The sequence below is a fragment of the Geobacillus proteiniphilus genome, from assembly GCF_001908025.1.
Classification (GTDB): domain Bacteria; phylum Bacillota; class Bacilli; order Bacillales; family Anoxybacillaceae; genus Geobacillus; species Geobacillus proteiniphilus.
Genome location: NZ_MQMG01000090.1, coordinates 1 through 6,636, shown reverse-complemented (window position 1 = coordinate 6,636; position 6,636 = coordinate 1). Strand labels below are relative to the sequence as shown.

General features: G+C 55.4%; 7 protein-coding genes and 1 pseudogene. 1 reads left to right on the top strand and 7 read right to left on the bottom strand.

The features are described from left to right. Positions 1 to 239: 239 nt before the first annotated feature. The 3 genes from BRO54_RS18355 to BRO54_RS18340 all read right to left on the bottom strand — a co-directional run bounded on the left by BRO54_RS18355 (position 240) and on the right by BRO54_RS18340 (position 3,243). Complete coding sequence (locus BRO54_RS18355; RefSeq protein WP_074044815.1) at positions 240 to 1,220, bottom strand: phosphotriesterase family protein; 981 nt, start codon at positions 1,218 to 1,220, stop codon at positions 240 to 242. Then, positions 1,220 to 2,902, bottom strand: coding sequence for a long-chain fatty acid--CoA ligase (locus tag BRO54_RS18350; protein ID WP_074044814.1), 1,683 nt, complete (start codon positions 2,900 to 2,902; stop codon positions 1,220 to 1,222). The genes BRO54_RS18355 and BRO54_RS18350 overlap by 1 nt, the downstream gene beginning before the upstream one ends. 173 nt (positions 2,903 to 3,075) lie before the next feature. Beyond that, on the bottom strand, positions 3,076 to 3,243 hold the full coding sequence (locus tag BRO54_RS18340; protein ID WP_239691297.1) for an HAD family hydrolase: 168 nt from the start codon (positions 3,241 to 3,243) through the stop codon (positions 3,076 to 3,078). A 32-nt stretch (positions 3,244 to 3,275) separates the two neighbouring features. Here BRO54_RS18340 and BRO54_RS18335 point away from each other — a divergent pair, with 32 nt between their 5' ends. Continuing rightward, positions 3,276 to 3,476, top strand: coding sequence for an excalibur calcium-binding domain-containing protein (locus BRO54_RS18335; protein ID WP_074044813.1), 201 nt, complete (start codon positions 3,276 to 3,278; stop codon positions 3,474 to 3,476). 88 nt (positions 3,477 to 3,564) lie between these two features. Here the strand turns inward: BRO54_RS18335 and BRO54_RS18330 are convergent, their stop codons facing one another. From BRO54_RS18330 to BRO54_RS18320, 4 genes and pseudogenes are all read right to left on the bottom strand, one after another. After that, on the bottom strand, positions 3,565 to 4,536 hold the full coding sequence (locus BRO54_RS18330) for a YbgA family protein (protein ID WP_074044812.1): 972 nt from the start codon (positions 4,534 to 4,536) through the stop codon (positions 3,565 to 3,567). A gap of 364 nt (positions 4,537 to 4,900) precedes the next feature. Continuing rightward, a pseudogene (locus tag BRO54_RS21035) lies at positions 4,901 to 5,052 on the bottom strand (hypothetical protein); the annotation flags it as partial. Positions 5,053 to 5,083: 31 nt separating this feature from the next. Continuing rightward, positions 5,084 to 5,854, bottom strand: coding sequence for a 5-oxoprolinase subunit PxpA (locus BRO54_RS18325; RefSeq protein ID WP_074044811.1), 771 nt, complete (start codon positions 5,852 to 5,854; stop codon positions 5,084 to 5,086). Continuing rightward, positions 5,851 to 6,636, bottom strand: a 786-nt coding sequence (locus BRO54_RS18320; RefSeq protein WP_074044810.1) for a 5-oxoprolinase subunit C family protein, incomplete at its 5' end; no start/stop codon positions are given. The genes BRO54_RS18325 and BRO54_RS18320, both read right to left, overlap by 4 nt.

Here is a 6,636-nt window from a genome sequence, read left to right as displayed (position 1 = left end):
TCGGCCAGTTGAAGCCGGATGACGGCGGTTTTCTATTCGTCTATTCACCTTTCGATCAGTCTTTTGCGTGCAACACAACGTTGCCCAGTATAGAAAGCCGGTGATTTAACGAAAAAACGCTCGGCCGCGGAAATTTCGCTAATGGATCAACAGCTTTTCCGCGCCTTCATAACAACTATTTTGAAGAAAACGCGGTTTTCACCAACCTTATAGGTCCGTACTTTTGAGTGAGGATAGCGTCAGGCCGAGAACAACGCTGCCGGATTGTGGATGAACATTTGCTCAAGCTGCTCATCGCTGATTCCTTCATTTTTCAGCACGGGGATGATGTTCACAAACAGATGCTCGACATGCCAGTTTTTCATCATCCCGGCAAACGGCTCCGGCAGCGTAAACGGCCGGCCAAGCCAAACGTTGACGGTGTCGTGGGACAGCATAATTTGTTTCTCATACCCATCGCGAAGCAGAGCAAGGAGCGTCTGCACCCGCTCCTCATCGGTCGGCGCGCCGACCATCCCTTGGATGCCGAAACGGTCAAAGGCAATGTAAACGCCATAAGCAAGCGTCCGGCGATGGTAGTCCGGGTTCGTGTTGCCGCACATATGACCGATGACGATTTTTTTCGGATCGGCGCCGTGCTCAAGCAAATAGGCGGCTTGTTCCGGCCCCATCGTTCCTTCTTGCGTATGGGTGATGATGACTGAGCCCGTCTCTTTTTGCGCACGGGCGGCGGCGCGGAAGAACATCTTTTCGTACTCGGTGATGCGCCCTTTGCTCGAGGCGAGCTTGATGACACCCGCCTTGATTCCGGTATCGGCAATGCCCTCGGTCAGCTCGGTCATAAACATGTCGTAAATATCATCTTCCGCTGTTCCGAGCAGCTGGCGGAATTTGAAATACGGCGGCGCCCCTTCCCCTTCATAATAATAGCCGGTGGCGCAAATAATGTTCAGCCCCGTTTCTTCAGCGACGCGCCGCAAAAACGCCGGGTTGCGCCCGCAGTCGTTCGGCGTCGGATCGACAACCGTTTGAATGCCGTGCCGCTTCATCTTTTCCGCCGCTTCGACTGCGACGCGAAGCGCCTCGTCTTCGCGGAACGGGCCGCGCGTCACATCACCTTGAAACCCTGGATAACCGAAGAGGAAATGCTCGTGGATGAGCGTTTTGCCAAGCCGTTCCACCGGCACCGGGCCAAGGACGGTTTCGACCGTTTTCGCCATCAGGCGTTCACCCCTTTCCCCGCTTTTTCATATTCCTCTTCCTGCAGTTTCCGCCAAAGCAGCTTGCCGCTTGACGTCATCGGCAGCGACGAGCGGAATTCAACGAGGCGCGGGTATTTATACGCCGCCATTTGCGTCTTGGACCATTCAATGATCTCTTCTTCCGTTACTTTGCCGACATACTCGTCATGAAGGACGATAAACGCCTTCACCGTTTCGCCGCGGCGCGGATCCGGCACGCCGACGACGCACGCTTGCTGAACAGCCGGATGTTTGTACAAAAGCGACTCGACTTCGGTCGGCCACACTTTGTATCCAGAAGCGTTGATCATCCGTTTGACGCGGTCGACGATGAAAAAGTAGCCTTCCTCATCCATCCGCCCGATGTCGCCGGTGCGGAAAAACCGCTTGCCGTCGAGCTCGATGAACGCTTCTTCCGTTTCTTTTTCACGCCGGTAATAGCCGCGGAACACTTGCGGACCACAAACGACGATCTCCCCGACTTCGCCGACGCCAAGCTCCCTCCCCGTCGCCGGGTCGATGATGCGCGCGTCGACGTCAAACGACGGAACGCCGAGACATTGCAATTTCGGCCGGTCCGGCGGATTGAAATGCGTCTGCGAAATCGTCTCCGTCAGCCCGTAGCCTTCAAAATAACGGACGCCGGTGAGCTGGAACAATTTTTCCCCGACCGCTTCCGGCAGCGCCGCTCCGCCGCCGGAAATGCTCGAAAGCGAGGAAATGTCATACTGGCCAAGCGCCGGGTTGGCCAAAAAGTCGATAAGCATCGTGCTGATGTTCACCCAATGCGTGCACCGGTACAACTCGATCAGCCGGGCGGCCGCGTCCCGATCCCAGCGCGTCATCAACACCATGGCGGCGCCGGCGAAAATCGGCGTATGCATGCTATGGACCATCCCCGTGACATGGAAAAACGGCAGCGTCGCCAACGCGACCGAGTCGCTCGTCACATCGCCCCAATGGTAGGCGCCGACGATGTTGGCGTTCACCGTCCGGTGCGGGTGGATGCAACCTTTCGGCACCCCGGTCGTCCCGGATGTGTACGGCAAGACGGCGATGTCATCGACATGGCCGTTATACGGAAGCGGCGGCAATTGGGCGCCGAGGCAGTCCGCCCATAAAAGAATGCGCTCATCCCCAATGGCCCGCCGCGGCGCCGCCACTTCGGCCGGAAGCGAAACCGGCGATTCATCGGAGGCATAATCGGAATAAGCAGCGACGATGATTTGTTCCAGCGGTGTTCGTCCAAGGAGCGGGGCCGCTTTGTCAAGCAGCTCCTGCCCAACGATGGCGACTCTCGTTTCGCAATCATTGACGTAAAAGGAAAGCTCCTCTGAGGTGTTCATCGGATTGATCGGCACGACGATCGCTTCAGCGCGCAAAATGGCATAGTAGGAGATGACAAACTGCGGAGAATTTTGCATGTACAATAGAACGCGGTCGCCCGGTTTAACGAACATCTTTTGCTGCAAATAGCCGGCCAACGCATTCACTTCATCGAGCAGCTGTTTGTACGAATAAGCCGCTCCGTAATAGTAAATCGCCGTTTTGTTCGGATAGCGCTTCGCCGACGTTTCGAGATGATCGATGAGCGTCGTCTCCGGCACAGCCAGCGTTTTCGAGAGCCGTTTCGGCCAATACGGATAATGTCTCGTATTCATTCCGTTCCCCCTCCTCCTTTTCACGCGATCGTTCACTGCGGCAACCGCCGCGCAAGCAGCATTGGATAGCTTTTTTTACTGACCGGTTGGTATATAGCCGGCTGTTTTTATTGTACACGCTTTCATGAATATTTTCAATAATTTTCTGAATATACAAAACAAAAATACACCGCCTACAACAGGCGGCGCAGCACCGGCACACACGCCGACGTCGAAGCGACGATGAGATCCGCATCCCCTCGTTTCGCGAGGCCGTACACGTCGATCAACATCGTCCGGCAGCCGAGCCGGCGGGCCGGAGCGATATCATTGCCAACATTGTCCCCCACGCAAAGTTGCACTCGCAGCCAGCTTTTCCTTTGACTCGCTCCGCCTGGCCGAAGCGGCGGCCAAAATCAAAACGTATCCAAACTGCACCGCGCTGAACAAAGATTATCCAGGGGGCGTGGCCCGCTCCGCCTCTGTCAAAAACAAAGGAGGAAAAACGAGATATAAGCCTTATGTATCGAAAGCACTATACGATGCCAACAAACGATTGGATCGAGATAAAGATGGGATCGCCTGCGAACGATAGTCTTTCGCCCTTCGTTCTGCATCTTGTTAAAGCCAAAGGGCCAACCGAATCGCCCTTTGGCTTTTGGTTTCTTCGAATGGGCGATCGCTTACACCGCCGTTTCTCGTCCTTTGCCCGAATCGCGGACATCTAAGAGAGCAGGCGGGTACGGGGCGAAGTACCGCTGTTGCAACAAATAATCGTTTTCTTCGCGAATGGCCCATGATTTCAAGACGCTTGTCACACTGCTGAGCGGCAGTTGTTGCGCCCGGTATTGCGCCAGCAGTTCCAAAACATATTGCTTTTCTTTCTCCGACATCCCTTTTTTGAAATAGCCCATCAAATGTTGGCAAACGTTCACATGGGAGCGGCGCTGTGGAGCGCGGGCAAATAACGCGTGCAATCCTTGTTCATATGCCTCAAGCACCTGTTCAACCAGTAGGCGTTCGCGATTCGCCACCAAGCGGCCAAGCTGCTTCAACCACTTTTGGCTGTACGCCATAAATAAATATTTATGCTCAGAGTGGAATTGCACAAGCGCTTTCATGGACCCCTCCGCTTTCACTTCGCGGAATAAGGCGAGCGAAAACAACTTTGTCAAAAAGTGTTCGCGAATGGCCGCATTCGTCAAGCGCCCTTCTTCCTCAATGGCGGCATTAGGGAAGCGTCGGAAAACATGCTCGGCGAACAGTCCGACTCCCTTCTCAACCACCATGCCGCTTTCCTCGTCGTCATACACTCTCACATCTTTGATGCCGCACGTCGGGGAGCGCCCCTTTAAAATGAACCCATCGACTTCTCCGACTTGGCCGAAAAAGGAGGTGGCAAATTCATTCATTTCCCTCGTCCAATCTCGGTTCGTCGACGACTGCACAAGCCGCCTTTCCTCGCCGCGTTTCACAAGTCGGACCGTTTCCCGCGGAACCCCAAGCCCAATGGCCACTTCTGGGCATACAGGCACAAGCCGAGCAAACTCCCCTAAACGAGAGACAAACGAATTGTGAATGATATCGCCGTTATACCGACAGGCAGAAAAGCCGAGGCATTCGCTGACAACCACCGTTGGAATTGCATAATGCATTTCTCTTTATTCTCCTTTCTCGTTCCGTCATCTTACTTTTATTGTAACCATTCGAACAAGTGACTGTCATGAATGACGATTTCATTAAGTCTGTCAAAAGAAGAGGCTTCGGACACTCTCTTTACTCAAGAAGGCCGGTGAAAAACGATTATTTTCGCTAAATCCGTTCGTTTTGGTTAGAAAAGAAGGGTTTATTTTGCAATGTTTTCCAATATCGAGAAAAGTCGGTTTTAAGCTTCTTTTTTATATTACCGTCCTTCAAGAGACCAACTCACTCTTACCACTGCGCCACCAAGCGGCAGTGGGCAAGACGACTCAACATGCAAAAAGCGTCCTAAACAACTCCTGCTTAGGACGCTTTATTTTAGCAGAATAGTTGCGGCAGTTGCTGCATAGCGGTATGACGCCCATATACTCCATCAAAACGACGACAATGGCGCCAAACACGGTGAGCCAAAGCGGGTGGCGGTAGTCGCCGACAATGTCCCGCTTGTAAGCAGCGACAAGCATACAGCCCCGGCCAACACACTGATTCTGCTTTCTTTCTTCATCGTCTCTCCTCCCGTTGCACCGCCTGAATGGCGATTCCTTCGTTTTGCAAGGCTTGATAGAGCCGCTTGGCAAATCGCACCGCCTGTTCATTGTCGCCATGGAGACAGACGGTGTCGGCTTCAATCGCCACGTCCGTCCCTTGCACCGAACGAACGCGCCGGTCGCGGATCATCATGAGCACTTGCTTGACCGCTTCGTCTTCATCCGCGATGATAGCGCGCGGATCGCTTCTTGGGGTGAGCGAACCATCCGTCTGATACGTCCGGTCGGCGAACACTTCGCTCGCCGTCCGCAAGCCGCAGGCGCGGCCGGCGCGGATGAGTTCGCTTCCCGACAAGCCGTATAAGACAAGCATCGGATCGACATCATGCACCGCTTTGGCGATCGCTTCGGCCAGCGCCGCGTCTTTCGCCGCCATATTGTACAAGGCGCCGTGCGGCTTCACATGCGTCATCACGCCGCCTTCCGCCTTCACAAACGCAGCCAGCGCGCCGATTTGGTAGACTACATAGGCGTATACTTCCTCTGGCGAAACGGCCATGGCGCGCCGTCCGAAGCCAAACAAGTCCGGAAACCCCGGATGGGCGCCGATGGCAACGCCATGACGAATCGCAAGCTGCACCGTCCGCCGCATGACGAGCGGGTCGCCGGCGTGAAACCCGCAGGCGATGTTGACAGAGGTCACATACGATAAGATTTCTTCCTGCCCAATCCTATACACCCCAAAGCTTTCGCCGAAATCGCAATTCAAATCAATCGTCCTCACCGTTCTCCCTCCCATTGACGGCGAATGGCGGCAACCCAACGAATCAATCGATGATGTTGTTCCTTATAAAGCCGCGTTGCTTCCTCCGAAGTAACCAACTGAAATTGAAGACAATCGCCCGGGCGAGCCTGCGCCAAAATCGGCAAATCGACCGCCGCAACTTGGGCGATGCGCGGATAGCCGCCCGATGTTTGGCTGTCGGCCATCAATACAATCGGTCGGCCGGATGCCGGGACCTGCACCGTACCGAAAACGACCGCTTCCGAGACCATCTCCCGCTCGCGTACAAGCGCCAACGCTGGTCCAGAAAGCCGATAGCCGGTTCGGTCGGACTGCGGCGTCACTTCATAACGGGCGGCGAAAAACTGGCGGCGGCTCGCCGGCGTAAATTCATCATACTCCGGACCGGGAACCGCGCGCACCGTTTTCGTTTTCCCGTGAATATAGGAAGCGGCTAGACGCGAAAGCCCCCAGCGGATCGAGCGAACCGCAGTGAACGGGTGCGCAGCGCCGACCGAAAGCACATCTCCGCGGCGCAACGGCCGCCCCGCCAAACCGCCAAGCTGCGCTGGAACATACGTGGAGCGGCTGCCCATCACGGGCGGCACATCGATGCCGCCTGATACCGCGATATACGCCCGAAACCCCGTCCGACACACTCCCACTTCGAGCACATCCCCCGGTTTGACGGTCTCCGGTTTCCAAAGGGAAATCGGCCGCCCATTGAGCGCGCACGGGAAATCGCCCCCGCATACCGCAACGACGACCTCAACGCGAAACCG

What these genes read in the sequence shown, in the direction of transcription:
- BRO54_RS18330 (WP_074044812.1), bottom strand. Translation starts at nt 4,536, where the DNA reads ATGCATTATGCAATTCCAACGGTGGTTGTCAGCGAATGCCTCGGCTTT.
- BRO54_RS18350 (WP_074044814.1), bottom strand. Translation starts at nt 2,902, where the DNA reads ATGAATACGAGACATTATCCGTATTGGCCGAAACGGCTCTCGAAAACG.
- BRO54_RS18355 (WP_074044815.1), bottom strand. Translation starts at nt 1,220, where the DNA reads ATGGCGAAAACGGTCGAAACCGTCCTTGGCCCGGTGCCGGTGGAACGG.